Origin of the sequence: Kitasatospora sp. NBC_00374 (genome assembly GCF_041434935.1) — a bacterium.
In the GTDB taxonomy this organism is placed as follows: Bacteria; Actinomycetota; Actinomycetes; order Streptomycetales; family Streptomycetaceae; genus Kitasatospora.
Genome location: NZ_CP107964.1, coordinates 1,516,179 through 1,542,673, shown reverse-complemented (window position 1 = coordinate 1,542,673; position 26,495 = coordinate 1,516,179). Strand labels below are relative to the sequence as shown.

Below are 26,495 nucleotides of genomic sequence, written 5' to 3'. Positions count from 1 at the left end.
TCAGCACCGTCGGATCCCTGCAAGTGAAAGGCCTCACCGGTATGTCCGAGACGTACGAGATCCTCCGCGACTGCCTCGTCACGGAGTTCGACGTTCCGCCCGGCCTCGTCCGGCCGGAAGCCGTCCTGTCCGGCCTGGACCTGGACAGTCTCGCCCTGGTCGAGCTCTCCCTGATGGTGGAGGAGCGGCTCGGCGTCACCGTGACCGACATCGGGCCCGACCGCACCCTCGGCGAGCTGGCCGCCCTGGCCGACGCAGACCGGGCGGCGGGCGCGGTCAGTTGAGCACACGTGCGGTGGCCGTGACCGGGCTGGGGCTGATCACCCCGGCCGGGTTCGGAGTGGCGGCGAACTGGGAGCGGTTCTGCGACGGGCTGCCCACGGCGCGCCCCGACCCCGGACTGGCGGGCCTGGCGGTGGACTTCTCGTGCCGGGCAGCCGACTTCGACCCGCACGCCCTCCTCGGCGGCCGGCTGGCCCGCCGGCTGGACCGCTTCGCCCAACTGGCCGTGCTGGCCGCCCGGGAGGCGGTCGCCGATGCCGGGCTCGACCCGGCGCGGTGGGACGGTGACCGGGTCGGTGTGGTGCTCGGGGTGAGCGCCAACAGCGTCGCCACCTACCAGGTGGAGTACGCCCGGCTGGAGGGGGGCCGGCCCGACCGGGTCTCGCCGCTGATGCTGCCGCGCAGCATTCCGAACATGGCGGCCGGCGAGGTCGGCCTGGACCTCGGCGCCCGCGGGCCGAGCCTGGTCGCCAGCACCGCCTGCGCCTCGGGCACCACCGCCCTCGGCCTGGCCTGCGACCTGCTGCGATCCGGTGACTGCGACCTCGTCCTGGCGGGCGGCACGGACAGCCCGTGCTCCCCGATGGTGGCGACGGCCTTCGACCGGCTGGGCGCGCTCTCCCGGCGCCGGCACGACCCGGCCGGCGCCTCCCGTCCGTTCGACGCCGACCGGGACGGTTTCGTCCTCGGCGAGGGAGCGGGCGTGCTGGTGCTGGAACGGGTGGAGCACGCCCGGGCGCGCGGCGTCCGTCCGCGGGCCTACCTGGCGGGCCGGGGCGCCGCCGGCGACGCGTACCACTTCACCGCCCCCTCCCCGGGCGGCGAGGGGCTGGCCCGCGCTGTCGAGGCCGCGATCGCCGACGCCGGGCTGGTGCCGTCCGAGATCGGACACGTCAACGCGCACGGCACCGGCACCGCGCTGAACGACCCGGTGGAGGCGGCGGCGCTGCACCGGGTCTTCCGCCGTCCGCCGCCGGTCACGGCGAACAAGAGCGTGATCGGCCACACCATGGGCGCGGCCGGCGCGATCGAGGCGGCGCTGACCGTCCTGACCCTGCAGCACCAGCTGATCCCGCCGACCGCCAACCTCGACCGGATGGCCGAGGGGATCGACCTCGACGTGGTCACCAAGGTGCCCCGGCCGGTCGCCCTCCGGGCGGCCGTCTCGGTGTCCAGCGGCTTCGGCGGCCAGAACGCGGCCGTCGTGCTGACCACCGCCTGACCCGGCGCCGTCCGGCCCCACCGTCCGTGCCAGACCCGGAGAGTGCACCATGACCACCCCAGCGAGGGAACGTACGTCCTGCGCCGACCGCCCCGTGCGCCGCGGCGGCCTGCTCGCCCGAGCCCGGGTCGCCGGTGCCCGCCTCTACTGCCGCCTGCTGATGTCCCGTCCGCCCGCCGACTGGTCCGTCCCGTACGCCGACGGGCGGTACGGACCGGTTGCGCCCGCCGACGACCGGCCGCTCACCCTGCTGATGCTCGGGGACTCGCTCGCCCAGAGCCTCGGCGCCCGCCATCGCGAGGAGACGATCGGCGCCCGGCTGGCCCACGCCCTCGGCGAGCACCTCGACCGGCCGGTGGACCTGCGGGTACTGGCCCGGGTGGGCGCCACCACGGCGGGCGCCCGTCGGCAGGCCGCCCGGGCGTCCGCCCTGCGGCCCGGCGTGGCCGTGCTGATCATCGGAGGCAACGACGTCCTGCTCCCGCGGCCGCTGGGGCGCTCCGCCCGGAGCTTCGCCCACCTGGTCCACGGCCTGCGCGAGGAAGGCTGGCAGCCGGTCGTGGTGCCCTGCCCGAATCCCGGGTACGGCCCGGGCTTCCGGGCACCGGCCCGCTGGCTGGGTGCCCACCGGGCCCGGCGCCTGGCCCGGCTCCAGCTCCGCGCCGCCGAGCGGGCCGGCGCGGTGCCGGCGCCGTCCTCCGGCACCGAGTTCCGCGACCGCGCACACGAACTCCTGGGCCCGGACGGCGTCCACCCCTGCGCGCGGGGGTACGCCGAACACGCGGAGCGGATGCTGCCGAGCCTGCTCGCGGCGGCCCGGCTGTTCGACCCGACCGAGGTGGTGCCGCGCTGAGCGGCGGCGGGCGGCGCTCGCCGAAAGGCGTCCACCGTTTGGTTCAGGCCGTCCGGTGGCGATGGAAGCCACGTCCCGACTTGCGGCCGAGCAGTCCGGCCTCGACCATCCGCGACAGCAGCGGCGGCGGAGCGTACAGCGGTTCCTTGTACTCCTCGTACAGCGACTCGGCGATGGCCTGGACGGTGTCCAGGCCGATCAGGTCGGCGAGTTGGAGCGGGCCCATGGGGTGGGCGCAGCCGTGCACCATGCCGGCGTCGATGTCGGCGGCGGTGGCGTGGCCGGCCTCGGCCATCCGGATCGCGGACAGTAGGTAGGGGACCAGGAGGGCGTTGACGACGAAGCCGGCCCGGTCGCGGGAGCGGATGACGTGCTTGCGGAGGGTGTCCTGGACGAAGCTGTCGACCCGGTTGAGGACGGTCTGGTCGGTGTGCAGGGAGGAGACCAGTTCCACCAGCGGCATGACCGGCGCCGGGTTGAAGAAGTGCAGGCCGAGGACGTGCGAGGCGCGGTCGGTGGCGATGCCGAGCCGGGTGACCGGGATGGCGGAGGTGTTGGTGGCGAGGACGGCCTGCTCGTCCGCCAGCACCTTGTCCAGGGCGGCGAGCACCTCCGTCTTGACGGGCTCGTCCTCGACCACGGCCTCGACCACCAACTGGCGGTCGGCCAGCGCCTCCAGATCGTCGGCGAAGAGCAGGTGCGCCCAGGCGTCCTCGCGCCCGGCCGGGCTGAGCCGGCCGCGTTCGACCGCGTGGTGCAGGGCGCGGTCGATCCGGGCGCGGGCCGCGCGCAGCGCGTCCGGGCCGCGCTCGCAGACGACGGTGTCCAGGCCGGCGCGGGCGAAGACCTCGGCGATGCCGGAGCCCATCTGCCCGGCGCCGACCACGGCCACCCTTCGGATCTCGTTCACGGTGCTGTCTCCCTTGCTGGGCTGGGACGGCTCAGGCCGCGGTGCGGACGCGGACCAGGTGGCGGGCGTAGGCCTCGGTGGTGAGGAAGGCGGGCAGCTCCGCACCGAGCGCGGTCTCCACCAGGATCCGGACGGCGTCGTCGACCAGGGCCGGGTCGGCGCCCTCGGCGAGCAGGGCGGCCCGCTCGGTGTCGATCAGCCGCCGCACCACGTCCGCAGTGACGAGCGAGCCGCCGGTGAGCCGGGAGCAGTGGTGCTGCCACTGCCAGAGCTGGCAGCGGGCGATCTCGGCGGTGGCGACGTCCTCCATCAGTCCGAAGACGGCGACCGCGCCGGAGCCGCCGAGCCAGGCGGTCAGGTAGCGCAGTGCCACCGCCACGTTGGAGCGCACGCCCTCGCCGGTCGGCAGGCCGACGGACAGGCGCTGGACGGCGAGCAGGTCGGCGGCGCCGACCTCGACGTCCTCGCGGCTCCGGTCGAGCTGGTGCGGACGACTTCCCAGCACGCCGTCGAAGACCTCCCGGCAGGTGGCGACCAGGCCGGGGTGGGCGACCCAGGAGCCGTCGAACCCGTCGCCGGCCTCGCGCTCCTTGTCGAGCCGGACCTTGGCGAGCGCGGCCTCGTTGGCGGCCGGGTCCCTGCTGGGGATGGCGGCCGCCATGCCGCCGATGGCGTGGGCGCCGCGCCGGTGGCAGGTGCGCACCAGCAGGTCGGTGTACGCGCGCATGAACGGCTGGGTCATGGTGACGGTGGCGCGGTCGGGCAGGACGAACCGCTCGCCGTGTCCGGCGAAGTTCTTGATCAGGCTGAACAGGTAGTCCCAGCGGCCGGCGTTGAGGCCGGCGGCGTGCTCGCGCAGCTCGTAGAGGATCTCGTCCATCTCGAACGCGGCGGTGACGGTCTCGATCAGGACGGTGGCGCGGATCGTGCCGTACGGGATGCCGAGTTCGTCCTGAGCGAAGGTGAACACCTCGTTCCACAGGCGCGCTTCGAGGTGGTTCTCCAGCTTGGGCAGGTAGAAGTACGGGCCGCTGCCCCGTTCGATCTGCCGCGTGCCGCAGTGGAACAGGTACAGGCCGAAGTCGACCAGGGCACCGACCGCCGGGCGGCCGTCGATCAGCAGGTGGGCCTCGTCCAGGTGCCAGCCGCGCGGGCGGACCACGATGGTCGCGGGCGTGTCCCCGATCCGGTAGCGCTTCCCCTCCGGGGTGGTGTCGTCGATCCGGCGCTCGACCGCGTCCAGCAGGTTGAGCTGGCCCGAGACGAGGTTGTGCCAGGTGGGGGCGGTGGCGTCCTCGAAGTCCGCCAGCCACACCTTCGCCCCGGAGTTGAGCGCGTTGACGGTCATCCGGCGCTCGGGCGGTCCGGTGATCTCCACCCGGCGGTCGGCCAGGCCGGGCGCAGTCGGCGCGACCCGCCAGGTGCGGTCCTCCCGGACGGCGCGGGTCTCCGGGAGGAAGTCGAGGGTGCCTGTGGCGGCCAGGGCGGCCGCGCGGCGGCCACGCTCCGCGAGGAGCGCGGCGCGGCGTCCGGCGAAGGCGTCGTGCAGGCGCACCACGAAGCGCAGGGCGTCGGGGGTGAGGATCTCGTCGAACCGCTCCTCGGGCTCACCGAGGATCTCGATACGGCTGGTCAGGGTCATCCGGCTCTCCAGGAAGGTGGGCCCGGGGCCGCGTCTCCCAACGCGGCCCCGGGCACGGGCGGCCGTCGGGGTCCCGTCCCTCAACGGGACCCCGGGCGAAGGTCTGGGGCGGCCGGCCGGCAGCGGGGAGCCGGCCGGGCCTGATCAGTGGAACTGCTCGGCCTCGGTGGAGCCGCTCAGGGCGAGCGTCTCGGCGTTCGGGTTGAGCGCGGTGCTGACCTGGTCGAAGTAGCCGGTGCCGACCTCGCGCTGGTGCCTGACCGCCGTGTAGCCGTCCGGCACGGCCGCGAACTCGGCCTCCTGGAGGTCGACGTAGGCCGTCATGCCGCTCTCGGCGTAGCCCTTGGCGAGCTGGAACATCGAGTGGTTCAGCGCGTGGAAGCCGGCCAGTGTGATGAACTGGAAGCGGTAGCCCATCGCTCCCAACTCCCGCTGGAACTTGGCGATCTGGTCGTCGTCCAGGGCCGCCTTCCAGTTGAACGAGGGCGAGCAGTTGTAGGCGAGCATCTTGTCCGGGTACTCGGCCTTGACGGCCTCGGCGAACTCGCGGGCCTGCGCCAGGTCCGGGGTGCCGGTCTCCACCCAGAGCAGGTCCGCGTAGGGGGCGAAGGCCAGCCCGCGGGAGATCACCGGGCCCATGCCCGGCTCGACCCGGTAGAAGCCCTCGGCGGTGCGCTCGCCGGTGCAGAACCGGGCGTCGCGCTCGTCCACGTCGGTGGTCAGCAGGTTGGCGGCGAGCGCGTCGGTGCGGGCCACGATCAGCGTCGGCACGTCGGCGATGTCGGCCGCCAGCCGGGCCGCGTTGAGCGTGCGGACGTGCTGGGCGGTGGGCACGAGCACCTTGCCGCCGAGGTGGCCGCACTTCTTCTCGGAGGCGAGCTGGTCCTCGTAGTGGATGCCGGCCGCGCCGGCCGCGATCATGCCCTTGGTGAGCTCGAAGGCGTTCAGCGGGCCGCCGAAGCCGGCCTCCGCGTCCGCGACGATCGGCACCAGCCAGTCCGGCCCGTCACTGCCCTCGGCGGCGTCGATCTCGTCGGCCCGCAGCAGCGCGTTGTTGATCCGGCGCACCACCTGGGGAACGGAGTTGGCGGGGTACACGCTCTGGTCCGGGTAGGTCTGCCCGGCCTGGTTGGCGTCGGCGGCCACCTGCCAGCCCGACAGGTAGATCGCCTGCAGCCCGGCCTTCACCATCTGCACGGCCTGACCGCCCGTCAACGCGCCGAGCGCGTGGATGTAGTCCTGCTCGTGCAGCTGCCGCCACAGCCGCTCGGCGCCCCGCCGGGCCAGGGTGTGCTCCTCGCGCACCGTGCCGGACAGCCGCACCACGTCGGCGGCGGTGTAGGTCCGCTCGACGCCCGCCCAGCGCGGGTCGGACGCCCACCGGGCGGCCAGCCGCGCCGCCTGCTGCTCCTGCTGCTGCCGAACCGACTGCGTCATGATCTGCTCCCGAGGATGCTCGTTGCGAAGGATGTGAGGCCGATCACTTCGCCCGGTGAAAGTGCGGCCGGGGGCGCCGGGCAGGCAGCGGCGCTGCCGGGACGTCGTAGCCCTCGGCTCCTGCCGCCAGGCGGAGAACGCCTTGGCAGTAGGGCCGTTCGTGGTGCGCCTTCCGGCCGCAGCACCGACTCTGGCAGCCCCGGCGGCGGCCGTCACCGGTGGACGGCTGCCAACTTCTGCGAATCCGATCCTGCGAATCTGCGAAGTCTGCGAAGACTCCGGGACCCTCCTCCTGGCTATGCTGCGAGGCACCCGAACGGTCGGCGAGGAGCGGAGACGGCTCGATGGGACGGACCTTCGCCGGCGCGCGCCTGCGCCGGCTGCGCGAGGACCGCGGGCTCAGCCAGGCGGCCCTGGCCCGGCTGCTCGAACTCTCGCCCAGCTACCTCAACCAGCTGGAGCACGACGCCCGCCCGCTCACCGTCCCGGTCCTGCTGCGGCTCACCGAGGCCTTCGGTGTGGACGCCGGCTACTTCGCCCCGCCGGACACCGCCCGGCTCACCGCCGAACTGCGCGACTCCCTCGGCGAGGAGCTCGCCGCCGGCCGCGTCACCCCCGGTGACCTGGACGAGCTCGCCACCCGGCTGCCCGCCGTGGCCCGGCTGTTGATGGACCTGGGCCGCAGCCGCCGGGCCGTCGCCGACCAGCTCGCAATCCTGGCCGGCGACCGGGGACCGGCGGCCGACACCGCCCGTACGCCGCACGAGCAGGTCCGCGAGTTCTTCTACCGGCGCCAGAACTACGTCCATGAACTCGACCTGTCGGCAGAGGAGTTGGCGAGATCCATCGGGCTGCGGCGAGGCGGGGTCAGGACGGTGCTGGCCGAACGGCTCGCGGCCGGGCACGGGGTCCGGCTGGCCACCGGGGGAGAGCGCCTGCACGAGTACGACCCGCGCACCCGGGTGCTCCGGCTGTCGGACCGGCTGCGGCCGGGCCAGCAGGCCTTCCGGATGGCCACCCAGCTGGCCTACCTGGAGCACGACGCCCTGCTCGGCGAACTCGCCGCGCAGGACAGCCCCGAGGGATCCACCGCCTGGTCGCTCACCCGGATCGGCCTGGCCAACCACTTCGCGGCCGCCCTGGTCCTGCCCTACACCGTCTTCCACGCCGAGGCGGAGGCGGCCCGCTACGACATCGAGCACCTCGCCGACCACTTCGGGGTCGGCTACGAGACGGTCTGCCACCGCCTCAGCACCCTCCAGCGGCCCCGGCTGCGCGGGGTGCCGTTCTCCTTCGTCCGGGTCGACCGGGCCGGCAACGTCTCCAAGCGCCAGTCCGCCACCGACTTCCACTTCTCCCGCACCGGCGGCACCTGCCCGCTCTGGAACGTCTACGAGGCCTTCGCCGCCCCCGGCCGGGTGCACGTCCAGGTCGCCGCCATGCCCGACGGGCGGCGCTACCTGTGGACCGCCCGCGCGGTGACCCGCTCGCCCGGCGGCTGGGGAAGGCCGGGCAAGACCTTCGCCATCGGGCTCGGCTGCGAACTGCGGCACGCCGCACGGCTGGTGTACTCCGCCGGCCTCGACCTCGGGGACGAGGGCGCGGCCACCCCGATCGGCCTCGGCTGCAAGGTCTGCGAACGCCCCGCCTGCCCCCAGCGCGCCGCGCCCGCCATCGGCCGGCCCCTGGCGGTCGACGAGCACACCAGCACCTTCGTCCCGTACCCGGTCCGTGTCGAACGTGCGGACCAGTTTCCCCTGTGACGCGGGTCACGGGAACTGCCCTGTGGCGGCGGGACAACCAGAGGTGTGGACTTTTCGATGCACGAACGGATCAGAGCCGGGGATCCCGGCGCCTTCCGGCAGCTGTTCCAGGAACACTCGCAGGCGGTCCTGGCGCATGCCGTCCGGGTGAGCGGGGATCGCGCCGGCGCCGAGGACGTCATGGCAGTGGTCTTCCTGGAGGCGTGGCGGCTGCGGGAGAAGCTCCGCGATGAGGGGAGCACACCCCGCCCCTGGCTGATGGGCATCACTGTCAACGTGCTGCGCAACCGGGCCCGGGCCGCCCGCCGGCATGCCGCCGCCCTCGCCCGGATGCCGCTCGCCGAACCCGCCCCGGACTTCGCCGACGAGCTGGTCGGCCGCCTCGCCGACCACGAGCAGCTTCTGGCCGCCAAGGCGGCGTTGGAGAGACTCCGTCGTGGGGAGCGCGAGGTGTTCTCGCTGTGCGTGTGGGCCGGCCTGAGCTACCCCGAGGCCGCCGCGGCGCTGGGCATCCCGGTCGGCACCGTGCGCTCAAGGCTCTCCAGGGCCCGCACCCGGTTGCGTGCCCTGGCCGACAAGGAACTGCGGCAGGCCTCGAAGACTCTGCGGGAACCCCTGCGGGCAGTCGGACAAGTACAGGGTGGCCGGATGGTTCCGGCCCGGTCGGACAAGGAGTGGAACGGATGACCAGCACCCCGAAGCGGCAGGAGTCGCTCGACGACGCGGAGCTGAAGCACCTGCTTCCCGCGGCCGGAGCACCGGCCGCCCCGCTCGGCCGGCAGCGCCAGATCGAGGAGTTCCTGATGAACGAGATCACCCGCACCCCCCAAACCGCGGCTCCGGTCCGGCCCGAGGCCAGGAGCCGTCGTCGGCTGCTGATCGCCGTGCCCGCCACGATGGCGGCCTTCGCCCTCGCCGCGACCGTGGCACTCACCACGGACGGCACTCAGGGAGCCGGTCCCGCGGGGGACGCGCGCGTCGCGGCGCCCGTCGTCCGGATCGCGGCCGGCGACACCGCGGCCCTGGCGGGCGCCGTACAGCGGATCTCCCTGGCCGCCGAGGCCGCACCCGACCTCGTCCTGCGCCCGGGCCAGTACGTCTACATCGAGAGCACCGTCTCCCACCTCGTGGGCTCCGTCGACGCGGGTAGCGGCACGTCGAACGTGTGGGTCGACAAGCCCCACCATCGGCAGGTGTGGCACTCGGCCGACGGCCGCACGGGCCGGCTCATCGAGGAGGGCAAGACCCCGGAGGGAGGTGAGGCCCTGGAGTCGGGCACCGGCGCCTACCTGAACGGCCCCTCCTACGACTACCTGCGCACCCTTCCCACCGACCCGCAGGAACTGCTGCAGAAGATCTACACCGAGACCAAGGGAGCCGGCAGCGGACCGGACCAGCAGGCGTTCGTCACCATCGCCGACATGGTCCGCGAACAGGCCGTCCCCGGCAAGCTCGCCGCCGCGCTCTACCAGGCCGCCGCCCGTATTCCCGGAGTCGTCCTGGTCGACGATGCCACCGACGCCGCCGGCCGCACCGGTATCGCCATCGCCCGCACCAACAGTGCCACCGGCTCGCGCGACGAGATCATCTTCGACCGCACCTCCTACGCCTTCCTGGGTGAGCGCAGCGTCCAGGTCACCGAGGCCTTCGGAGTCAAGCCCGGCACCGTCACGGCGAACACCGCCGTTCTGAAGCGCGCCGTCACCGACGCCGCAGGCCAGCGGCCCGGCAACGCGCAGGCCTGACCGCACCCGCCCGCCGCCCCGGCCCCCCTGTGGGCCGGGGCGGCGGGCGGTGTCGGTTCTAGGGCGCGAGAGTCAGTCGACTCGATGCGCGGGCCAGCAGGTCGATCAGCAGAGCGCGTTCCTCGGGGCTGAAGCCGTCGGCGATCCGTCGCTCGATGGCGACGGCCTTCGCGTCGGCCTCCGCGAGCAGTAGGCGTCCGTCGTCGGTGAGGCGTACCTCGGCCACCTTGCGATGCCAGGGATGCGGCTGGCGGGTGATCAGCCCCTTCGCCTCCAGGTTGGCGAGCACGGTGGCGATGGTCTGCGGGGTGACCAGGCAGGCGCGGGCGAGCGCGGCGGCGGAGAGCCCGGGCTGGTCGTCGAGCGTGTACAGCGCGGCGTACTGCGGAACCGTCAGCCCGAGCGGCCGGAGTGCGGCGTGCTTGGCCGCCATCAGCTCCTGCTCCACCCGCTTGATGTACAGCCCGAGGCGTTCCGTGACCGGCATCTCCATGAGGCCGATGGTACGCCACCGCTCGAACCCTGGCTGATGACAGAGCTCTGGCACATGCCAGAGCTCTGCTATGTTTTCCCCAATCGCTCAGCACTCATTCATGGAGGCACCCCTTGGCCAACCCTGAACCGCTTGATCACGTCGTCGCCGGGGCCGGACCGGGCCTGGTCCTGATCCACGGCACCGGCGCCGACGCGACCTCGAACTGGGGAGCTCTCATCGACGCGACGCGTGACCGCTACACCGTCGTCGCCCCGAACCTGCCCGGCGCCGGCGCCACCCCAGTCGACCCGGCACCGATCGACCTGGACTCACTCGCCGACCGGGTGGTCGCCACCGCCCGGACCGCTGGCCTGGAACGGTTCCACCTGGTCGGTCACTCGGTGGGCGCCGTCGTCGCCACGGCCGTGGCCGCCCGGCATCCTGCGGCCGTGACCTCGCTCGTCCTGCACGCCGGATGGGTCAGGACGACCCCGCGCGAGGCGTTCATGTTCGACCTGTGGGCGCGGCTGCTGCGTACCGACCCGGCCCTCCTGGCCCGCCAGTTGATCCTCACCGCGATGGGGCCCGGTCTCCTCGGCGCCCTCGACGACGCGCAGTTCGCCGAACTGGCGGCGGGTTTCACGGCCGTTCTCGACGAGCGAATCCTCGGGCAGATGGAACTCGACACCCGAGTCGACCTGCGTGACGCGGTGGGCCGGATCGCCGCGCCCACCCTCGTGCTGGCGAGCGCCGACGATCAGGTCATCCCGCCCCACCACCAGCGCGAACTGGCCGCCGCGATCCAGCAGGCCGACTATCTCCAGGTCCCCGGCGGCCACGGTCTGCCGTTCGAGGACCCTGCACGGTTCTTCTCGGTCATCGCCGAGTACGTGGACCGGCGCCAGGCGCAGGGCCGGGGCTGAGGCCGTGTAGCTCGGGGCCGGCTCGGGAGAGGTGTGGCGCCGAACGAGTGGACTCGTGGGGGCGCGTACCGGAGGGGGGCCCGCGCCCGGGGTCCGGATGGTGACGTTGCCATCCGAGCCCCTGGACTGGAAGAAGCACCCCGACATGCGACGCACCCCCTCCCGCCGGCTGCTCGCCGCAGCGCTCCTCGCGGCGTCCGTGCCGGCCCCGACGGCAGTGGCTCCCGCCGCGGTCGTCCACGCCGTGAGCATCGACCGGTACGACAAGGGCGACTTCCCGCCGGACGGTCTCGGCCCCGAGCTGACCTCCCGGCTGGACCGGGCCATCGAGGACGTTCGCCGGCAGGCCGGCATCCCCGGCGTCGTCGTCGGGCTGTGGATGCCGGGCAAGGGGAGCTACGTGCGGGCGACCGGTGTCGCCGACACCGTCACGCGCAGGCCGATGACCACCGACGTCTTCACGCGGATCGGCAGCGAGACCAAGACCTTCACGGTCACCGCGCTGCTCGAACTCGTCGACGACCGTCGGATCGGGCTGGACGACCCCATCTCCAAGTACATCGACGGCGTGCCGTGCGGCGACCGGATCACGCTGCGTCAGCTCGCCGGGATGCGCAGCGGCCTGTTCCCGTACACCGCCGACCCGGACTTCGTGCGGGCACTGGAGGGCGACCCGAGCCGCTCGTTCACCCCGCAGGAGGTGCTCGCGTACGGCTTCCGGCACGACAACACCTTCGGGCCGGGTGAGATGTTCCAGTACTCCAACACCAACCTCGTCCTGCTCGGCCTGGTGGTCGAGAAGGTCAGCGGCCTCGGGCTGGCCGACTTCATCCACCGGCGGGTGCTCCGGCCGGCCCACCTGCGCCACACGCTGCTCCCGCGGGGGGCCGAGTTCCCCGAACCGCACGCGCACGGATACACCGACCAGACGCTCGGCGGCGAGGTCGCGGACACCACCGACTGGAACCCGAGTTGGGCCTGGGCTGCCGGGGCGATGATCTCGGACCTGCGCGACCTGCGCCGCTGGGCCGAGGTCGTCGCCACCGGGACGCTGCTCAGCCCGGAGACCCAGCGCGAGCGGCTCGAGGTGCTGCCGACCGGCTTCCCCGGCACGGGCTACGGCCTCGGAGTCTTCGAGACCGGCGGATGGATCGGCCACAACGGCTCCATCCCGGGCTACGAGACCGTGGCCGTCCACCTGCCCTCGCAGCGGGCCACCCTGGTGATCATGATCAACACGGACGTCTTCGCCCAGGGGCAGGAGCCGTCCACGCTGCTCGCCCGGGCGATCACCGGGATCGCGACCCCGGACAACGTCTACGACGGCCAGGTCCCCCCGCGCTAGCCGTGCCTCGGCGCCAGCCCGGCGTCGTCCGGAAGAGCGGTGTCGCCGACCGTTCCCACGGGGGTCAGGCAGTCGGCGGCACCGGTCGGAGGGGCTGGATCCGGGCGTGCAGGAGGCAGAACTCGTTGCCTTCCGGGTCGGCCAGGACGTGCCAGCTCTCGGTGCCGGTCTGGCCCACGTCGACGGGCCTGGCGCCGAGGGCGAGCAGCCGCTCCAGCTCGGCGTCCTGGTCGCGGTCGGTGGCGCTGACGTCGATGTGCAGGCGGAGCTTCCCGGCCCGCGGCTCGCTGCTGGGGCTGAGGACGAGGGTGGGCTGCGGGCCGCCGAAGCCGGCGCCGGGCGGTCCGATCTCGATGCTTCCGTCGGCCTCCCGGCCGAGTTCGACGTAGCCGAGGACCTCGCTCCAGAACGCGGCGAGCCGGTCGGCGTCGGCGGCGTCGATGACCAGCTCACTGATGCGGCATGCCATGCCCGTCAGTGTAGGTGGACAGACCGGGAGTCGACCGTCGGCCGCCGCCGTCGGCGTACCGACGAAGAGGCCGCCGACCGGGAGCTGATGCCTCGTCACCGCAGGGCCGTCGCAGTACTAGGCTGTGCCTCGCAGTCGGTTCGCCCTGTCAGCCAGGCAGGCGCGTCGCAAGAGGGAACCCGGTGGGAATCCGGGACTGCCCCGCAGCGGTGAGTGGGAACGACCGCCGTCACGTGCACTGGGCCCCAGCGGGGGCCTGGGAAGCGACGGCCAGTAGGTGTCCGCCTTTCGGGCGGATGTGCCCATGAGTCCGAAGACCTGCCACTGCCCGTGTGCGACCGCACACGGTGATCTCGGTGACCTCGTGGGAGGGTCGGCGGAGCGGGCGGGCACATCCCGGTGCTGCGCCCTCACTGTCGTACCCTCGTTCCTCCGTGCTCTCCCGGGATCGCAACGCGACTCGCGAAGGAGAGTTCCGTGTCATCGAGCTCCACCACCCCGCAGGCCACCGTGTACGGCTACCCGAGGCAGGGCCCCAACCGGGAGCTGAAGAAGGCGATCGAGGGCTACTGGGCCGGCCGCGTCGACGCCGAAGCCCTCCGGGCCACCGCCGCCGACCTGCGCCGCGACACCTGGCGCCGGCTGGCCGAGGCCGGCGTCACCGAGGTGCCCACCGGCGACTTCTCGCTCTACGACCACGTGCTGGACACCAGTGTCGCCGTCGGCGCGATCCCGCCGCGGCACCGCGCCGCCGTCGACGCCGACCCGCTGGACGGCTACTTCGCCATGGCCCGCGGCACCCAGGACGTGGCGCCGCTGGAGATGACCAAGTGGTTCGACACCAACTACCACTACCTCGTGCCCGAGTTGGGGCCGGGCACGGTCTTCGCCGCCAACTCGGCCAAGCCGGTCTCCGAGCTGCGTGAGGCGCTCCTGCTCGGCCACCGCGCCCGCCCGGTGCTGGTCGGCCCGCTGACGTACCTGCTGCTCGCCAAGCCCGCGCCCGGTGTGGCCGCCGACTTCCGGCCGGTCACCCTGCTCGACCGGCTGCTGCCCGTCTACGCCGAGCTCCTCGCGGACCTGCGCGCGGCCGGCGCCGAGTGGGTGCAGTTGGACGAGCCCGCCCTCGTGCAGGACCGCACCCCGGCCGAACTGAACGCCGCCGCACGGGTCTACCGCGAGCTCGGCGCGCTCACCGACCGGCCGAACATCCTGGTGGCGACCTACTTCGACCGGGCCGGCGAGGCGTTGAAGGTCCTGGCCAAGGCCCCCATCGAGGGCGTCGGGCTGGACTTCACCGGCCCCGGCGCGGCCAACCTGGACGACCTCGCCGCCGTCGGCGGCCTGCCCGGCAAGCGGCTGATCGCCGGTGTGGTGGACGGCCGCAACATCTGGATCAACGACCTTGAGAAGTCCCTCACCACCCTGGCCACCCTCCTCGGCCTGGCCGACCGGGTCGACGTCGCGCCGTCCTGCTCCCTGCTGCACGTCCCGCTCGACGCCACCGCCGAACGTGACCTCGACCCGCAGATCGCCCGCTGGCTCGCCTTCGCCCGGCAGAAGACCGCCGAGATCACCACCCTCGCCCGGGGCCTGAACGCGGGCACCCACGCGGTCCTCCCCGAACTCGCCGCCAACCGCGCCGACCTGGCCTCCCGCGCCGTCTCGGCACTCACCCACGACCCGGCGGTCCGGGCCCGTGCTGCCGCCACCACCGCCGAGGACGCCCGGCGCCCCCAGGCCTACCCCGAGCGCGCCTCGGCCCAACGCGCCCGTCTCGGCCTGCCGTTGCTGCCGACCACCACCATCGGCTCCTTCCCGCAGACCACCGACCTGCGCACCGCACGCGCCGACCTGCGCGCCGGCCGCCTCGACGAGGCCGGGTACCGCGACCGGATGGAGGCCGAGGTCCGCGAGGTGATCGCCTACCAGGAGAAGGCCGGCCTGGACGTCCTGGTGCACGGCGAGCCCGAACGCAACGACATGGTCCAGTACTTCGCCGAGCAGCTGACCGGCTACCTGGCCACCCAGCAGGGCTGGGTGCAGTCCTACGGCACCCGCTACGTCCGCCCGCCGGTGCTGGCCGGCGACATCTCCCGCCCGCACCCGATGACCGTCGACTGGTACCGCTACGCGCAGGACCTGACGGACCGTCCGGTCAAGGGCATGCTCACCGGCCCGGTCACCATGCTCGCCTGGTCCTTCGTCCGCGACGACCAGCCCGTCGGCGACACCGCCCGGCAGGTCGCCCTCGCCCTGCGCGACGAGGTGAACGACCTGGAGGCCGCCGGCGCGGCCGTCATCCAGGTGGACGAGCCCGCGCTGCGCGAGACGCTCCCGCTGCGGGCCGCCGGCCGTCCGGCGTACCTGGCGTGGGCCACCGAGGCGTTCCGGCTCAGCACCTCCGGGGTACGCGCCGACACCCAGGTCCACACCCACATGTGCTACGCCGAGTTCGGCGCGGTCATGACCGCGATCGACGAGCTCGACGCCGACGTGATCTCGCTGGAGGCGGCCCGCTCGCACATGGAGGTCGCGCACGAGCTGGCCGAGGCGGGCTACCCGCGCGAGGTCGGCCCCGGGGTCTACGACATCCACTCGCCCCGGGTGCCGAGCACCGAGGAGGCCGCCGCACTGCTCCGCGCCGGCCTGGCGGCCATCCCGACCGAGCGGCTGTGGGTCAACCCCGACTGCGGCCTGAAGACCCGCGGCTGGCCCGAGACCCGCGCCTCACTGGAGAACCTGGTCGCCGCGGCCCGCGAGGTCCGCGCGGAGCTGGCCGGCTGAGGCTGCCGCCGGGGCGGGTGCGACCTATTGGGTCACCCGCCCCGGCGCCGTCCGCGGCAGACCGTCGGGTGTCGGCCGGGTGGCCTCGGCCGCTGCGCTGCTCACGGCCGTGGCGGGACGGCGCCGGGGACCACGACGGACAGGCGGGCGCGGAAGGTGGTGCCGTCCGAGGTGTCCTGGACGGTGAGGGTGCCGCCATGGATGGTGGCGATGTCGCGGGCGATGGGCAGGCCCAGGCCGGTGCCGCCGTCGTCGCGGCTGCGGGCGTCGTCGAGGCGCGTGAACCGTTCGAAGATCCGCTCTCGGTCTGCGGGGTCGATCCGGAGGCCGTCGTTGGAGACGTCGAGGACCGCCCGGCCGGTCGCGCCGTCGGTGGACAGCCGCACGGTGACGCGGTGTCGGGCGTGGCGCTGCGCGTTGTCGAGGAGATTGGTCAGCAGCCGCCCGAGCCACAGCCGGTTGCCGACGAGGGTGATCTCGTCCGGGGTGTGGAGGGAGACCGGGTGGGGCTGGGGGCCGCGGGCGTGCACCGTGGTGTGGACGAGTTCGGTGAGGTCGACCAGCTCGTCGGGCCGGTCGTGGCCGGTCGCGTCGAGGCGTGCGAGGAGCAGCAGGTCGGCGGCGAGTGACTGGAGGCGTTCGGTGTCCTGCAGGGCGCCGGCGACCAGGTCGGTGCGTACGCCGGGGTCGGGGTGGGTCAGGGCGACCTCGAGCTGGGTGCGGAGCACGGCGAGGGGGCTGCGCAGTTCGTGGGAGGCGTCGGCGATGAAGCGGCGCTGGCGGGCGCCGGCGGCTTCGAGACGGTCGAGCATGGCGTTCATGGTGTGGGCCAGGCGGGCGATCTCGTCGTCGCTGCGGGGTTCGGGGACGCGGCGGTCGAGGTCGCGGTCGCCGATGGCGGCGACTTCGGCGCGGATCGCCTCGACCGGGCGCAGGGCGCGGCCGGTGGCTCGCCAGGTGAGGGCGCCGACGGTGAGCAGCAGGACGGCACTGAGGGCGGCGAGGGCGGCGGTGGTGAGGTCCTCGGCGGTGTCGGCGGTGCGCAGGGAAGCGCCGACGTGGATGGTGACCGGGCCGGTGGGGGTGTCGGTGGTGACCGTGGTGACCCGTTGGTGGTGTTCGTCGCCGAGGGCGCCGAGGTTGTAGGTGCTGTGGCCGTCGTGGGTGTTGGTGGGGGCGAGGGCGGGGTGGCCGGCGAGGTTCTGGCTGGCGGCGATGACCTTGCCGTCCGCGTCGGTGACCTGGATGAAGTCGGTGCCGTGGTCGAGGGGCAGCTGCGCGGTGAGGTGGTCGTCGGTGGCCAGGCGGGCGATGGCCTGGGCCTGTTCGCGGGCTCCGGTCTCGACGGTGCGTTCGAGGTTGGCGCGGAGCAGCAGGAGTACGGCGGCCGAGGCGACGAGCAGGACGACGGCGACGCTGGCGCAGGCCGCGAGGGTGGTGCGGGTGCGGACGGAGCGCGGCGCGAGGCGCTTGACCAGGGCCGCGATGCGAGGGTGCCGGGTGAGGTGGTGCAGGATGGCGGCGGTTCGGCGGCGTGCGGCACGGAGGGGTCCGGGCCGGGTCGGGTCAGCCACCGTCGGCCGCCAGTCGGTAGCCGGCGCCGCGGACGGTCTGCACCGCCGAGCGCCCGAACGGGGTGTCGATCTTTCGGCGGAGGGCACTGATGTGGACCTCGACGGTGTTGGGGTCACTGTCGGGGCCGCTGTCCCAGACCTGTTCGAGGATCTCCCGCTTGGAGACGGCCTCCCCGGCACGGCGGGCGAGGTGGTCCAGGACGGCGAACTCGCGGGGGGTGAGGGGCACCGGAGTGCCGCCACGGGTGCAGGTCCGGGCGGCGGAGTCGACCACGAGGTCGCCCAGGGTGGTGCGCCGGGGCGCGCGGCTGCCGATGCGGCGGGCGAGAGCCTTGAGGCGGGCGACGAGGACGACGAAGGAGAACGGCTTGGACAGGTAGTCGTCGGCCCCGGTGTCCAGGGCCTCGGCCTCGTCCCACTCGCCGTCCTTGGCGGTGAGCATCAGGATGCCGGCGTCGCTGCCCGCGGCTCGCAGGCGTGCGCACACCCGGTAGCCGTTGAGGCCGGGCAGCATGATGTCGAGCACGATCACGTCGTAGGAGTGGTCCGTCGCCCGGGCGAGGCCGGAGAGGCCGTCGTGGACGACGTCGACGGTGAATCCCTCCGCGGTCAGTCCGTGCTGCAGCGCCAGGGCCAGTCGGCGCTCGTCCTCCACCACCAGTACACGCATGACCCCAGGGTGGCAGGTCCCCCGGCCGGGAACCTGAAGGTGTCTTCAGGTCTTCAGCAATCCTTCAGCGACGCCCGGTCATGCTGGGGCTGACGTCCGGGCGCAGGGCCCGGGCCTTGCCACATGATCGGGGTGGGCGCAGTGAGCGAGTCCATGGACGGTGCGGAACCGCAGGAGCAGCCGGGCACCGAGAGCCCCCGCAAGGGGCCCGGTGGGCTGCGCTGGCTGCGTGGCCGTCCCGCGCGCTGGGCGGTGGCCGGCGCGGCGGCCGCGGTGGTGATCGGCGGCGGCGCGGCCGCGGTGGCCGTCCACCACGAGGGCGAGGGGCACGGCGAGCGCGCGGTGGCCTCCAAGGACGGATACGAGGGGCGTGACGGCCGCAAGGCGGAGGGTCGCGACGGCGGGCGGGAGGACGGGCGCGGCCCGCAGACCGCGCCGGCGCCGCTGCCGTCCCTGGACGCCGCGGACGCGGTGGTCAAGGCCTCGTCCTCAGTCGCGGGAGGCAAGGTCGAGTCGCTCAGGGCGGTCACGGAGCAGGGCGGCGGCCGGGCCTGGCAGGCCGTGGTTCTCGGCCCGGACGGGGTTCGGCACGTGGTGACCGTCGACGGCGCCAGCGACACGATCACCGGCAACACGGTCCTGGGCGGCTGAACCATCGGGTCGGCGCGGCCCGGCCGCGCCTCGTGGAAAGGAGTGCCGTCGTCTTGGACGCCACCACGACAACGACTCGCGCGGCCCGCCGCCCGGCCGGGTCCGCCCGGCCGGTGTGGAGCAAGGTCCCGCAGGTGACGGCTGCGTTCTGGCTCGTCAAGATCCTCACGACCGGCATGGGCGAGACCACCTCCGACTACCTCGCCCGCACGCTCGGGCCGATCCCGGCGGTCGGCTCGGCAGGCCTGCTGCTGGCGGCGGCGCTGTTCGCCCAGGCCCGTACCCGTCGCCACGTACCGGCGGTCTACTGGTCGGCGGTGGTCATGGTGAGCGTGTTCGGCACCATGGCCGCCGACGTCGCGCACGTCGCGCTCGGGGTGCCGTACGCGGTGTCCGCGCTCGCCTTCGCCCTGGCGCTGGCCGCAGTGTTCGGGCTGTGGCGCCGGACCGAGGGCACCCTCGCGGTGGAGACCGTCTCGGGCGGGCGCCGCGAGGTCTTCTACTGGTCGGCGGTCATGGCGACCTTCGCCCTCGGCACCGCCGTCGGCGATCTGACCGCGGCCACCCTGGGCTGGGGCTACCTGACCTCGGGAGTGCTCTTCGCCGCCCTGATCGCCGTCCCCGCACTCGGTCACCGGCTGCTGCGAGTGCCCTCCGTGCTCGCCTTCTGGTGGGCCTACGTCCTCACCCGGCCGCTCGGCGCCTGCTTCGCCGACTGGGCCGGTGTCAGCCGTCAGCGTGGCGGCCTCGACCTCGGCACCGGTCCGGTGAGCCTGGTACTCGCCGTCGTGATCATGGCCGCCGTCGGATGGCCGGCCGCCGCCGCGCGGCGCGCGTCGCGCACCGCGGCCTGACCACGGCCCCACCGCACCGAACCGCTTCCAGGAAAGGCGCAACCGCGATGATCTCCTCATCCGCTCTACTGGCCGTCAACCCGCTGGACGCGGGCTCGCTGCTCGGGGCCTTCGGCGCCCTGGGCATCGCCGTGGTCCTGTTCGCGGAGACCGGCCTGCTGGTCGGATTCTTCCTGCCCGGCGACTCCCTGCTCTTCACCGCCGGCCTCCTCTGTACCACCGGCACCCACAGCGGGCCCCACCTCGACCTGGCCCAGGTCCTGGCCGCATCCGCCGTCGGAGCCCTCGCCGGCGCGCAGGCCGGCTACCTCATCGGGCGACGCGGCGGACGCGCCCTGCTCGCCCGCTCCCGCAACAGACACCTCCACGAAGGCGCCGTACGTGCGGAGGAACTCCTCACCCGCTACGGCCACGGCAGAGCCGTCGTCCTCGCCCGGTTCGTGCCCGTCGTCCGCACCGTCCTCAACCCGCTCGCCGGTGCGCTCGGCGTGAACGCCCGCACCTTCACGCTGTGGCAGGTCGTCGGCGGCCTCGTCTGGACCTTCGGTCTCGTCCTGGCCGGCTACGCGCTCGGCTCGTCGGTACCGAACGTCGACCGCTACCTCCTGCCGATCGTGGGCGCCGTCATCGCGCTCTCGCTGCTGCCGCTCGCGCTGGAAGTGCTGCGCTCCCGCCGTCAGGCCAGGGCGCGATGAGGGCCGCCGGCACCGCGCTCGCCGTCGACGGCCGGCCGATCGACGGCGGTCTGTCCCTGCGGGCCGACCACTGGGTCCAGCACCTGCCCTCGCCGGTCCAGGACGCGATCGCCGCGTTCTCCGCTTACGGCCTGGGGCTGCTGGCCGTCCTGATGGTGTGGGCCTGGTGGCGCGCCCGCGCCGCCGACGGCGCCGCCGACGGCGCCGCCATGGCCCGGGTGCTCGCCGCGCCACTGGTGGTGGTCGTCGTGTTCGCCGCCGACACCGTGCTCAAGGCCCTGCTGCACGAGCCCCGGCCGTGCCAGGTCCTCGACACCGGCCCGACCCTGGAGACCTGTCCCGCCACCGGGGACTGGTCGCTGCCGAGCAACCACACCGTCATCGTGTTCGCCGGTGCCGCCGTGCTGTGGCTGGTCGACCGTCGCATCGGTGCGCTCGCGCTGCTCCTGGCCGTTGCGATGGGAGCGTCCCGGGTGCTGGTCGGCGTCCACTACCCGCACGACGTCGCCCTGGGTGCGCTGGTCGGTGCCGCCGCCGGATACGGGATCGGTGCCCTGGCCGGGCAAGGGCGAGGCCTGGTGGACCGGGCCAGGACCGGAGGCCTGCGCAGGTGGCTGACCGCATGACGGGCCGGCGGTGGCCGAAGCCGTGGAACCCGCCGTCACCTCGCTCGGTACCGGCGTGGTGCGCCACTGGTGGGCCGGCCGCAGCGGCGGCAGCCGCCGTGACACTCCGGGACGGCTCCCGGGCCGGTCGCCGACGGACCGACCGGCGGGCGCCGTGATGTGACGCACGCGGCCTTGACCCGGCCTTTCGGCCGTCGCCATGATGGGCCGTCATGTCGTGACTCCGCCGTTGGCGGAAGTCCGGTCCGAATCCGGCGCTGACCCGCAACGGTAGGCCGCCGACAGCTGTCGGCGGCGAGCCCGAGTACCCGGCGGCGGAGGTGTGTGCACTCCTCCCGTCGTGGTCTGCGGGCCGGAGCTCCGAGGGCTGCCCGGTTTCGCGCGGGCTCCCTCCGGGCCCCTGCGTGCGGGCCCGGAGAGGCTCTCACACCCGCCACCGGCCGCACCGCCAAGGCCGACGCGGGCCTCGGCTGGCTGACCGCCCATCAGAACACCGACGGTGGCTTCGCCGCTGCCGGAGCCACCGCCTCCAACGCCCACAGCACCGGCCTGGCCACCGAGACCCTGCTGTCCACCGGCCGCCTCGGCGCGGGCCTCAAGGGCTGGAGCAGCCTGGTCAAGCTCCAGCAGGGCTGCGCCGCTGACCGGGCCGTCCGCGGCGCGGTCGCCTACGACGCCACCGGCTTCGACCCCGGCACCGGCGCCCGGGCCACCGCGCAGGCCGTCCTCGGCCTGTCCGGCACCCCGCTCGCCACCCTCTCCGCGCACGGTGCCCGCCCCGCCGTGCCCGTCCTCGCCTGCCCGGCGACCACCCGCTGACCCCGTAGGAGCACCCCGATGACCGACACCCGCACTCCGCCCCGGCGGGCCCGCCGCACCCTCGGCTCGATCACCGCCGCCGCGGCGCTGACCGCCGGCCTGCTCGGCGTCTCCGCCGCCCGGGCCCCGCAGGCCCAGGCCGCGGCCTGCACCGGCACCACCGGCGTCACGGTCGTGGTCGACTTCACCGCCGTCGGTGGCGGCATCGAGACCGGCTGCGCACCCGGCGACCCGGCGAGCGGCCTCGCCGCACTCACCGGCGCCGGCTTCTCGTACGCCTTCCACCCGCGGTTCCCCGGCTTCGTCTGCAAGATCAACGCCCTGCCCGCCACCTGCACCAACCCCACCGGCAGCGCCTACTGGTCGTACTGGCACGCCCAGCACGGCGGCGCCTGGTCCTACAGCAACCTCGGTGCGGGCAGCTACAACCCGGCGCCCGGGGACGTCGAGGGCTGGGCCTTCGGCGCCGGAGCGCAGCCGGGCATCACCGCACCATGAATCACCGCGCCCTGACCGGCCGTCCGCAGACCGGTGGCCCGGCCCTCCACGATGGGGCCGGGCCACCGGCGGGTGCACGATGCCGTCAGGCGGCGTGGCTCAGCGGCACAGGGCCGTGTCCACGAGCCTCTCGACGTGTTTCATGGCTGCCTCGTCGGTCGGCTGGGTGGTCACCGCGAGGTTGGCGGCGCGGCCGTCCTCGGTGACACCGCCCCGGGTCTCGTAGCCCGTGATGCTGCCACCGTGGCCCCAGTAGAGGCCGCCGCACGACAGTGGTTTGCTCACGAGCCCCAGTCCGTAGCGGGCACCGTCGCCGAACGTGCTTTCGGCGGGAACGGTGGTGCGCATCTCGGCGAGCTGGGCCGCCGGGAGGAGACGGCCGGCGAGGAGTGCGGTGAAGAACCGGTTGAGGTCGGAGTTGGTGGAGATCAACTGGCCCGCCGCCCAGCCCCAGGAGGGGTCGAGTTCCGTGCCGTCGCGCAGTGGTGCGCCTGCCGATTCCCGGTAGTAGCCCTTGGGGTGGGGCTCCCGGATGGTCGCGTCTCCGGGGGCCGGGAAGTACGTGTGGCGCAGCCCGATGGGTTTGATGATGCGCCGGTTCATCTCCTCGGCGATGGGTCGGCCGGTGACCTTCTGCACGATCAGGCCGGCCAGCACGTAGTTGGTGTTGCTGTACGCCCACTGCGTCCCCGGGGCGAAGTCGGCCGGGTGCCGGAGCGCGAGGTCGAGGAGCTCGTGGGGTTCGTAGTGCCGGACGTCGTCGCCCAGGTACTCGGTGTAGTTGGGAAGTCCGCTGGTCTGCTGCAGGAGTTGACGGACGGTGATGTGGCGTCCGTCGATCCCGTCCCCGCGGACGAGGCCGGGCAGATAGGTGTCGACCGTGGCGTCGAGGCCGATCCTCCCCTCGCCGACCAGTTGCAGTACGACCACGGCGGTGAACGTCTTGGTGTTGCTGCCGATCCGCACCTGGCCGTCGACCGGCACCTTCGCGCCGGTGGCCAGGTCGCCGACCCCCGCGGTGTAGGTACGGGTGCGGCCGGTACGGTCCTTGACGCTCGCCAGCGCGGCGGGCAGGCCGTCGTTGCGCACCAGCGCGTTCAGGCCCCGCCGGACGGTGTCCGGCCCGACGGCGGCGGCCGCCGCGGGCGGCGCCAGGGCACTCATCGTCAGGACGCCGACGGCCAGCGCGACCGCGGCCGGCACGGCCCTGCGCCGGCCGCCCCGCTGCCGCCCGGATGGACGGAACCTCTGCCATGCCTGCTCACCCACGAGTCGACTCCTCGGGAATCGTTGGAACACCATCGGTTGGTGCCGGGCCCAGCATTTCCGAAGGCGACCGACCGGGGCGATCCTGCCAACCCCCAGCTCACGGTGGGGCTACCCCCCGGGGTGGCTCACCCCTGGTACCGACCCCGACCGTCACCGACCCGTCCGGTGTGCCCTAGCATCCATCCGGTCCGGACGGCAGATCGAACGAGGAGGGGCCCGAATGCGGGACAGCGACGACAAGCCCGCAGGCGCGAGCGTGCTGCGCCACCGCAGGCTCATGCTCGGCGTGACGGCGGGGCTGTGCGTCCTGGGCCTGGCCGGGGGAGGCGGGCTGCTTCTGCGGGGCTCGGACGAGCCCGACCGGATCGGCGCCGAGACCGTTCCCTCGGCCAGTGCGGCGGCCTCGACGAGCGCCGGCCCGTCCGTGCCCGTGATCGCGTCCGCGCCGGTGCCGTCGTCGGCGAGCCCGTCACCTTCGGAGGCGGCACCGACGTCGGCGAACCCGTCCGCCAGCGCGAGCGCGACGCCGCCGGCCCGTACGGGGGCGGCGACCGCGAAGCCGTCCACCGGCAAGCCCCGGACCAGCCCACCGCCACCGCGGCCGTCCGTGACACTGCCGGTCCCGCCGACCTCCTGTCCCGCCGGGCAGCTGGCCTCCTGGGACGGCTGCCACCCGCTGCCACCACCTGTCAGCCTGCCCTACCCGTCCGTGTGGCCCTCCTGATCTTCGGGGCGCGGGAGCCCGCCGCCCGTCCGGGACGAACCGTCCGCGCGGACGACCCCCGTTTGCTGATGGATACTCAGCTGCGTTGGTCCACCGAGACGCTGTTGCCGAACGGCCCGTAGTAGCCGGGCGCGGCTCGCTGCCCGGTGCGCGTTGAGGACGGCCCCGGGCTCGGAGCGTCGAGCCGCCCCCCGGCGCCGTTGCGCGGCAGCCCCGGTCGCACCGGGTTCCCCGTTCGGCCAACCAAGGACCGCCGCGCTGCCCGCCGCGCCAACTTCGAAGCCCCCGTCCGCTTCACCGCCCCGGCCACCGACCGGAACGCCGCACAGCCGGCCGAGCCGCCGACGCGGTGAACACGCCCGGGGCGCTCAGGCCGTGAGCGGCCGGTGGGTCGGGCCGATTTGCTGGTTCTGGACCAGGACGGTTGGCACGCCGTGGGGCGGCGGGCCCTCGTGATGACGAACTGCACCAGTCGACTCGCGAGGGCGTGCCGCGTTCGCGGGCACTCAGTGGACGTTAAGTCCCCTTTCTCACGGTTCGTGATCGCTCGCTCGTGTGAACGTCGGCCGTACTGGCGTGCCAGTTGGGGTTCGGGTGATGTTCTGCGGCGCATGGACAGACGGGCGTATCCGAGCGACTTAGACCGTTTCCTACGTGGTGGTTTTGGCGAGGCGTTTGTGGCAGGTGATGACGGCGGCGAGGTCGCAGAAGGCCAGGTAGTGGCGGTGATCGCGTTCGTAGCGTCGGGCGATCCGGCGGTAGCCGGTGAGCCACGACATGGTGCGTTCGATCACCCACCGATGGCGGCCCAGGGTCTGGCTCGACTCGACGCCCTTGCGGGCGATCCGGGGCAGGATTCCCCGCCTGCGAAGCCATGTGCGCAGCTCGGAGTTGTCGTACGCCTTGTCCGCGTGCAGCTTGCGTGGCAGGAGGTGCGGGGCTCGCTCGGGGTCGTGTTTCGCCGGGAGGGCTTCGACCAGGGGCGTCAGGCCGTGCTGGTCGTGGGTGTCGGCGGAGGAGATGCCGATGACGAGGGGCAGCCCGTTGCAGTCGGACAGGACATGCACCTTGGAGCCGGGCTTTCCCCGGTCGATGGGGCTGGGACCTGTGTGTTCGCGCCCTTTTTCGCGCGGACGTGGACGGAGTCGACGACGACGCGCGACAGGTCCAGGACCTCGGCGTCGGCCAGGCGCTCCAGCATCACTCTGCGGAGCCGGCCCCACAGGCCGTCCTTGGTCCAGATCGTGAAGCGGCGGTGCACCGTGGACTTCGACACCCCGAAACACGGTGGCAGATGTCGCCACGCGCACCCCGTCGTCAGCACGTAGACCACCGCCGCGAACACCGCACGGTCGTCCAAGTTGGCTGTGCCACCGCCCTGTTGGCGCACTCGAGCAGCAGGAAGCAGTGGCTCGACCACTTCCCACAAGCCGTCAGGAACGATCCATCCCCACTCACCACTCCCCATGACCCCTACAACGACACCACCGCCACGTAGGACACGGTCTTAACGTCCACTGAGGGCCCTGACGTGGGAGCCGTCGATCGCCACATCGTCCATGTCCAGCAGGCCACTTGCCCGCAGTTCGGTGAGGAGTGACTCGTGCAGGCGGGGCCAGACGCCGGCCTCGGTGCAGTCCTGCAGCCTGCGCCAGGCGGTCATCCCGGAGCAGCCGACGACCGGGGCCGGGACGTCGCACCAGGCCACTCCCTTGCGCAGCACGTACACGATGCCCGCCAGCGCCACCCGGTCCGGCACCGGGAGCCGCCCGGGATGACGATGGCGGCGGGGCGGCCGCTCCGGCAGCAGCGGGGCTATGAGCTCCCAGAGGTCGTCGGGAACAAGATCAGCAGACATCCGCCAGACCTTGGCCCAGATGCAGCGTCAGGCGCCAGCCGACACGCCGATCTCATTCTGAAATGAACGGCTAAACAGGCATTCGAGGAGAGACGCCGGGGAATCGACGTTCGGTTGCCATCACCTCAAACTCTTTACAAATCACGGAAAGCAGCACGATATCCGTTCGTGATGCACAGTTTCGTGATGCACCGTCACTTGCCGTGTACTCTGCGCGAGTTTGCCAGCTGACAGAATGTCTAGCAATGGCCCAATGGATAACGTTTCCATAAAGTCGTATGCGATCCACTGGCTCTTTAGAGTGGATCGCCAGTTACAGAGTCCATCAACAATCGTTCTGTTCAACCAACTTGACTGCCCGTCATATCCACGCGGGGCATTGGTTGAAGAGGCGACATCTTCGC

At 73.2% G+C, this 26,495-nt stretch carries 25 protein-coding genes, 1 pseudogene and 2 riboswitches; of the genes and pseudogenes, 16 read left to right on the top strand and 10 right to left on the bottom strand.

The genetic code is table 11. From position 1 onward, the window contains the following. The first annotated feature begins 41 nt into the window (after positions 1-41). From OG871_RS06985 to OG871_RS06975, 3 genes are read left to right on the top strand one after another with little or no spacing between them, the layout of a single operon-like run. On the top strand, positions 42-284 hold the full coding sequence (locus OG871_RS06985; protein WP_371495061.1) for an acyl carrier protein: 243 nt from the start codon (positions 42-44) through the stop codon (positions 282-284). Further along, positions 281-1,504, top strand: a complete 1,224-nt coding sequence (locus tag OG871_RS06980; protein ID WP_371495059.1) for a beta-ketoacyl synthase — start codon at positions 281-283, stop codon at positions 1,502-1,504. The genes OG871_RS06985 and OG871_RS06980 overlap by 4 nt, the downstream gene beginning before the upstream one ends. A 49-nt stretch (positions 1,505-1,553) precedes the next feature. Further along, on the top strand, positions 1,554-2,357 hold the full coding sequence (locus OG871_RS06975) for an SGNH/GDSL hydrolase family protein (protein ID WP_371495057.1): 804 nt from the start codon (positions 1,554-1,556) through the stop codon (positions 2,355-2,357). Positions 2,358-2,400: 43 nt separating this feature from the next. Here the strand turns inward: OG871_RS06975 and OG871_RS06970 are convergent, their stop codons facing one another. The 3 genes from OG871_RS06970 to aceA form a co-directional block, all read right to left on the bottom strand. Next, on the bottom strand, positions 2,401-3,267 hold the full coding sequence (locus tag OG871_RS06970; RefSeq protein WP_371495055.1) for a 3-hydroxybutyryl-CoA dehydrogenase: 867 nt from the start codon (positions 3,265-3,267) through the stop codon (positions 2,401-2,403). A gap of 31 nt (positions 3,268-3,298) precedes the next feature. Beyond that, on the bottom strand, positions 3,299-4,909 hold the full coding sequence (gene aceB, locus OG871_RS06965; protein WP_371495053.1) for a malate synthase A: 1,611 nt from the start codon (positions 4,907-4,909) through the stop codon (positions 3,299-3,301). 144 nt (positions 4,910-5,053) lie between these two features. Next, a complete protein-coding gene (gene aceA, locus OG871_RS06960) occupies positions 5,054-6,346 on the bottom strand; it encodes an isocitrate lyase (RefSeq protein ID WP_371495051.1) in 1,293 nt (430 codons plus the stop codon). 344 nt (positions 6,347-6,690) lie between these two features. Here aceA and OG871_RS06955 point away from each other — a divergent pair, with 344 nt between their 5' ends. Genes OG871_RS06955 through OG871_RS06945 form a run of 3 tightly spaced genes read left to right on the top strand, consistent with a single transcriptional unit; the run spans position 6,691 to position 9,854 of the window. Then, on the top strand, positions 6,691-8,109 hold the full coding sequence (locus OG871_RS06955) for a short-chain fatty acyl-CoA regulator family protein (RefSeq protein ID WP_371495049.1): 1,419 nt from the start codon (positions 6,691-6,693) through the stop codon (positions 8,107-8,109). 57 nt (positions 8,110-8,166) lie between these two features. Next, positions 8,167-8,796: an RNA polymerase sigma factor gene (locus tag OG871_RS06950; RefSeq protein WP_371495047.1), complete on the top strand. Its 630-nt coding sequence runs from the start codon at positions 8,167-8,169 to the stop codon at positions 8,794-8,796. Then, positions 8,793-9,854: a CU044_5270 family protein gene (locus OG871_RS06945; protein ID WP_371495045.1), complete on the top strand. Its 1,062-nt coding sequence runs from the start codon at positions 8,793-8,795 to the stop codon at positions 9,852-9,854. Before OG871_RS06950 ends, OG871_RS06945 begins: the two co-directional genes overlap by 4 nt. 58 nt (positions 9,855-9,912) lie before the next feature. Here OG871_RS06945 and OG871_RS06940 read toward each other — a convergent pair whose 3' ends face one another. Further along, positions 9,913-10,347 carry a MarR family winged helix-turn-helix transcriptional regulator gene (locus OG871_RS06940; protein ID WP_371495043.1) on the bottom strand — a complete coding sequence of 145 codons (435 nt, stop codon included), beginning with the start codon at positions 10,345-10,347 and terminating at the stop codon, positions 9,913-9,915. A 113-nt stretch (positions 10,348-10,460) separates the two neighbouring features. Here OG871_RS06940 and OG871_RS06935 point away from each other — a divergent pair, with 113 nt between their 5' ends. Together OG871_RS06935 and OG871_RS06930 are read left to right on the top strand one after the other, a co-directional pair. Continuing rightward, positions 10,461-11,252, top strand: a complete 792-nt coding sequence (locus tag OG871_RS06935; RefSeq protein ID WP_371495041.1) for an alpha/beta fold hydrolase — start codon at positions 10,461-10,463, stop codon at positions 11,250-11,252. 145 nt (positions 11,253-11,397) lie between these two features. After that, the gene (locus tag OG871_RS06930) at positions 11,398-12,597 is read left to right on the top strand and encodes a serine hydrolase domain-containing protein (RefSeq protein ID WP_371495039.1); all 1,200 of its coding nucleotides are present in this window, start codon (positions 11,398-11,400) and stop codon (positions 12,595-12,597) included. A 64-nt stretch (positions 12,598-12,661) separates the two neighbouring features. Here the strand turns inward: OG871_RS06930 and OG871_RS06925 are convergent, their stop codons facing one another. Then, positions 12,662-13,066: a VOC family protein gene (locus OG871_RS06925; RefSeq protein WP_371495037.1), complete on the bottom strand. Its 405-nt coding sequence runs from the start codon at positions 13,064-13,066 to the stop codon at positions 12,662-12,664. A gap of 119 nt (positions 13,067-13,185) precedes the next feature. Further along, a riboswitch (cobalamin riboswitch) is annotated at positions 13,186-13,407 on the top strand. A gap of 136 nt (positions 13,408-13,543) precedes the next feature. On the opposite strand from OG871_RS06925, the gene metE reads away from it, so the two are divergent. Continuing rightward, positions 13,544-15,853, top strand: a complete 2,310-nt coding sequence (gene metE / locus OG871_RS06920; protein ID WP_371495035.1) for a 5-methyltetrahydropteroyltriglutamate--homocysteine S-methyltransferase — start codon at positions 13,544-13,546, stop codon at positions 15,851-15,853. 101 nt (positions 15,854-15,954) lie between these two features. Here metE and OG871_RS06915 read toward each other — a convergent pair whose 3' ends face one another. Both OG871_RS06915 and OG871_RS06910 read right to left on the bottom strand, forming a co-directional pair. Beyond that, the gene (locus tag OG871_RS06915) at positions 15,955-17,427 is read right to left on the bottom strand and encodes an ATP-binding protein (protein WP_371495033.1); all 1,473 of its coding nucleotides are present in this window, start codon (positions 17,425-17,427) and stop codon (positions 15,955-15,957) included. After that, entirely contained in the window at positions 17,420-18,097 is a 678-nt protein-coding gene (locus OG871_RS06910) for a response regulator transcription factor (RefSeq protein WP_371495031.1), read from the bottom strand. Before OG871_RS06910 ends, OG871_RS06915 begins: the two co-directional genes overlap by 8 nt. Before the next feature lie 141 nt (positions 18,098-18,238). Between OG871_RS06910 and OG871_RS06905 the strand changes: the two genes are divergently transcribed. From OG871_RS06905 to OG871_RS06880, 6 genes are all read left to right on the top strand, one after another. Beyond that, positions 18,239-18,748: a hypothetical protein gene (locus OG871_RS06905; RefSeq protein WP_371495029.1), complete on the top strand. Its 510-nt coding sequence runs from the start codon at positions 18,239-18,241 to the stop codon at positions 18,746-18,748. A 53-nt stretch (positions 18,749-18,801) separates the two neighbouring features. Continuing rightward, complete coding sequence (locus OG871_RS06900; RefSeq protein ID WP_371495027.1) at positions 18,802-19,602, top strand: hypothetical protein; 801 nt, start codon at positions 18,802-18,804, stop codon at positions 19,600-19,602. A 47-nt stretch (positions 19,603-19,649) separates the two neighbouring features. Continuing rightward, positions 19,650-20,297, top strand: coding sequence for a DedA family protein (locus tag OG871_RS06895; RefSeq protein ID WP_371495025.1), 648 nt, complete (start codon positions 19,650-19,652; stop codon positions 20,295-20,297). Further along, a complete protein-coding gene (locus tag OG871_RS06890) occupies positions 20,294-20,923 on the top strand; it encodes a phosphatase PAP2 family protein (protein WP_371495023.1) in 630 nt (209 codons plus the stop codon). The genes OG871_RS06895 and OG871_RS06890 overlap by 4 nt, the downstream gene beginning before the upstream one ends. 191 nt (positions 20,924-21,114) lie before the next feature. Next, positions 21,115-21,254: riboswitch (cobalamin riboswitch) on the top strand. Continuing rightward, positions 21,248-21,742 (top strand): hypothetical protein, encoded by a 495-nt coding sequence (locus OG871_RS06885; protein ID WP_371495022.1) that lies wholly within the window; start codon positions 21,248-21,250, stop codon positions 21,740-21,742. It overlaps the preceding riboswitch by 7 nt. An 18-nt stretch (positions 21,743-21,760) precedes the next feature. Continuing rightward, positions 21,761-22,240, top strand: a complete 480-nt coding sequence (locus OG871_RS06880) for a flagellar hook-length control protein FliK (protein ID WP_371495020.1) — start codon at positions 21,761-21,763, stop codon at positions 22,238-22,240. Positions 22,241-22,339: 99 nt separating this feature from the next. On the opposite strand, the gene OG871_RS06875 is transcribed toward OG871_RS06880, so the two are convergent. Continuing rightward, complete coding sequence (locus tag OG871_RS06875; RefSeq protein ID WP_371503233.1) at positions 22,340-23,443, bottom strand: serine hydrolase domain-containing protein; 1,104 nt, start codon at positions 23,441-23,443, stop codon at positions 22,340-22,342. 286 nt (positions 23,444-23,729) lie between these two features. Here OG871_RS06875 and OG871_RS06870 point away from each other — a divergent pair, with 286 nt between their 5' ends. Then, positions 23,730-24,233, top strand: coding sequence for a hypothetical protein (locus OG871_RS06870; RefSeq protein ID WP_371495018.1), 504 nt, complete (start codon positions 23,730-23,732; stop codon positions 24,231-24,233). A 650-nt stretch (positions 24,234-24,883) separates the two neighbouring features. On the opposite strand, the gene OG871_RS06865 is transcribed toward OG871_RS06870, so the two are convergent. Both OG871_RS06865 and OG871_RS06860 read right to left on the bottom strand, forming a co-directional pair. After that, a protein-coding gene (locus OG871_RS06865; RefSeq protein ID WP_371495016.1) for an IS5 family transposase occupies positions 24,884-25,701 on the bottom strand; the annotation gives its coding sequence in 2 pieces (ribosomal slippage) (positions 24,884-25,350 and positions 25,350-25,701; 819 coding nt in all). 51 nt (positions 25,702-25,752) lie between these two features. Further along, positions 25,753-26,091: pseudogene (locus tag OG871_RS06860) on the bottom strand (transposase); the annotation flags it as partial. Positions 26,092-26,495 lie beyond the last annotated feature (404 nt).

What these genes read in the sequence shown, in the direction of transcription:
- OG871_RS06930 (WP_371495039.1), top strand. Translation starts at nt 11,398, where the DNA reads ATGCGACGCACCCCCTCCCGCCGGCTGCTCGCCGCAGCGCTCCTCGCG.
- OG871_RS06945 (WP_371495045.1), top strand. Translation starts at nt 8,793, where the DNA reads ATGACCAGCACCCCGAAGCGGCAGGAGTCGCTCGACGACGCGGAGCTG.
- OG871_RS06870 (WP_371495018.1), top strand. Translation starts at nt 23,730, where the DNA reads ATGCGGGACAGCGACGACAAGCCCGCAGGCGCGAGCGTGCTGCGCCAC.
- OG871_RS06975 (WP_371495057.1), top strand. Translation starts at nt 1,554, where the DNA reads ATGACCACCCCAGCGAGGGAACGTACGTCCTGCGCCGACCGCCCCGTG.
- aceA (WP_371495051.1), bottom strand. Translation starts at nt 6,346, where the DNA reads ATGACGCAGTCGGTTCGGCAGCAGCAGGAGCAGCAGGCGGCGCGGCTG.
- OG871_RS06950 (WP_371495047.1), top strand. Translation starts at nt 8,167, where the DNA reads ATGCACGAACGGATCAGAGCCGGGGATCCCGGCGCCTTCCGGCAGCTG.
- OG871_RS06955 (WP_371495049.1), top strand. Translation starts at nt 6,691, where the DNA reads ATGGGACGGACCTTCGCCGGCGCGCGCCTGCGCCGGCTGCGCGAGGAC.
- OG871_RS06890 (WP_371495023.1), top strand. Translation starts at nt 20,294, where the DNA reads ATGAGGGCCGCCGGCACCGCGCTCGCCGTCGACGGCCGGCCGATCGAC.
- OG871_RS06910 (WP_371495031.1), bottom strand. Translation starts at nt 18,097, where the DNA reads ATGCGTGTACTGGTGGTGGAGGACGAGCGCCGACTGGCCCTGGCGCTG.
- OG871_RS06940 (WP_371495043.1), bottom strand. Translation starts at nt 10,347, where the DNA reads ATGGAGATGCCGGTCACGGAACGCCTCGGGCTGTACATCAAGCGGGTG.
- OG871_RS06925 (WP_371495037.1), bottom strand. Translation starts at nt 13,066, where the DNA reads ATGGCATGCCGCATCAGTGAGCTGGTCATCGACGCCGCCGACGCCGAC.
- OG871_RS06985 (WP_371495061.1), top strand. Translation starts at nt 42, where the DNA reads ATGTCCGAGACGTACGAGATCCTCCGCGACTGCCTCGTCACGGAGTTC.
- aceB (WP_371495053.1), bottom strand. Translation starts at nt 4,909, where the DNA reads ATGACCCTGACCAGCCGTATCGAGATCCTCGGTGAGCCCGAGGAGCGG.
- OG871_RS06880 (WP_371495020.1), top strand. Translation starts at nt 21,761, where the DNA reads ATGACCGACACCCGCACTCCGCCCCGGCGGGCCCGCCGCACCCTCGGC.
- OG871_RS06895 (WP_371495025.1), top strand. Translation starts at nt 19,650, where the DNA reads ATGATCTCCTCATCCGCTCTACTGGCCGTCAACCCGCTGGACGCGGGC.